General features: G+C 63.2%; 1 protein-coding gene and 1 pseudogene. Both read left to right on the top strand.

Annotated elements, in window-relative coordinates; genetic code table 11:
• Positions 1-219, top strand: a pseudogene (locus DQ397_RS16225) (phosphonoacetaldehyde hydrolase); the annotation flags it as partial.
• Between the two features lie 58 nt (positions 220-277).
• On the top strand, positions 278-1798 hold the full coding sequence (locus tag DQ397_RS16220; protein WP_070575988.1) for an aldehyde dehydrogenase family protein: 1521 nt from the start codon (positions 278-280) through the stop codon (positions 1796-1798).
• Positions 1799-1866 lie beyond the last annotated feature (68 nt).

Below are 1866 nucleotides of genomic sequence, written 5' to 3'. Positions count from 1 at the left end.
ACCGTAGCCCTTACCTGCTCGGGCAATGCCCTGGGCCTGTCCTACCAGGCCTACAAGTCGTTGCCGGCGGCCAAACTGGCCGAGGAGCGCGCGCGCATCGTCAAGATGTTCGAGCCGTCCCGTCCACACTACCTGATCGACACCATCGCCGATTTGCCAGGGGTGATCGACGACATCAACCAGCGTCTGGCCCGGGGTGAAACACCGCAAGCCTATTGAGCGGCGCACAACTACACCACACTCACAACCCCTACGAGCTAGAGCCAGGAGACACACCATGCGTTACGCACATCCGGGTACCGAAGGCGCGAAAATTTCCTTCAAGAGCCGCTACGGCAACTACATCGGCGGTGAGTTCGTTCCTCCGGTCAAGGGTGAATACTTCACCAACACCTCTCCGGTGAACGGCCAGCCGATCGCCGAATTCCCACGCTCCACTGCCGAAGACATCGACAAAGCCCTGGATGCCGCCCACGCCGCCGCCGACGCCTGGGGCCGCACCTCGGTGCAAGACCGCTCCAATGTGCTGCTCAAGATCGCCGACCGCATCGAGCAGAACCTGGAGATCCTGGCCATCACCGAAACCTGGGACAACGGCAAGCCGATCCGCGAAACCCTCAACGCCGACATCCCGCTGGCGGTCGATCACTTCCGCTACTTCGCCGGCTGCATCCGCGCCCAGGAAGGCGGCGCCGCCGAAATCAACGAAAACACCGTGGCCTATCACATCCACGAGCCGCTGGGCGTGGTCGGGCAGATCATCCCGTGGAACTTCCCGCTGCTGATGGCCGCCTGGAAGCTCGCGCCGGCGCTGGCCGCCGGTAACTGCGTGGTGCTCAAGCCCGCCGAGCAGACCCCGCTGGGCATTGCCGTGCTGATGGAACTGATCGGCGACCTGCTGCCCAAGGGCGTGCTCAACGTGGTGCAAGGCTTCGGCCGCGAGGCCGGTGAAGCCCTGGCCACCAGCAAGCGCATCGCCAAGATCGCCTTCACCGGCTCCACCCCGGTCGGCTCGCACATCATGAAATGCGCCGCCGAGAACATCATCCCGTCCACCGTGGAGCTGGGCGGCAAGTCGCCGAACGTCTATTTCGAGGACATCATGCAGGCCGAGCCTGCCTTCATCGACAAGGCCGCCGAAGGCATGGTGCTGGCGTTCTTCAACCAGGGCGAGGTGTGCACCTGCCCATCGCGCGCCCTGGTGCAGGAGTCGATCTACCCGCAGTTCATGGAAGTGGTGATGAAAAAGGTCCTGCAGATCAAGCGCGGCGACCCGCTGGACACCGACACCATGGTCGGCGCCCAGGCCTCCCAGCAGCAGTTCGAGAAGATCCTCTCGTACCTGGACATCGCCCAGAAGGAAGGCGCCGAGCTGCTGACCGGCGGCAAGGTGGAGAAACTCGAAGGCAGCCTGGCCACCGGCTATTACATCCAGCCGACCCTGCTCAAGGGCAACAACCAGATGCGCGTGTTCCAGGAAGAGATCTTCGGCCCGGTGGTCAGCGTCACCACCTTCAAGGACGAAGCCGAAGCCCTGGCGATCGCCAACGACACCGAGTTCGGCCTCGGCGCCGGCGTATGGACCCGCGACATCAACCGCGCCTACCGCATGGGCCGCGGCATCAAGGCCGGTCGCGTATGGACCAACTGCTACCACCTGTACCCGGCTCACGCTGCGTTCGGGGGCTACAAGAAGTCCGGTGTCGGCCGTGAAACCCACAAGATGATGCTCGACCACTACCAGCAGACCAAGAACCTGCTGGTGAGCTACGACATCAATCCGCTGGGCTTCTTCTAAATCGCGTTGCCTTTTTCGCGGGTGAACCTGCTTCTGCAGTGCTTGTGCTGTGGGGCTGGGTTTACCCG

The sequence above is a fragment of the Pseudomonas sp. CK-NBRI-02 genome, assembly GCF_008124495.1.
Taxonomy (GTDB): Bacteria; Pseudomonadota; Gammaproteobacteria; order Pseudomonadales; family Pseudomonadaceae; genus Aquipseudomonas; species Aquipseudomonas guariconensis.
The sequence above is the reverse complement of the archived record's forward strand: the minus strand, read 5'-3'. Positions and strand labels throughout refer to the sequence as shown.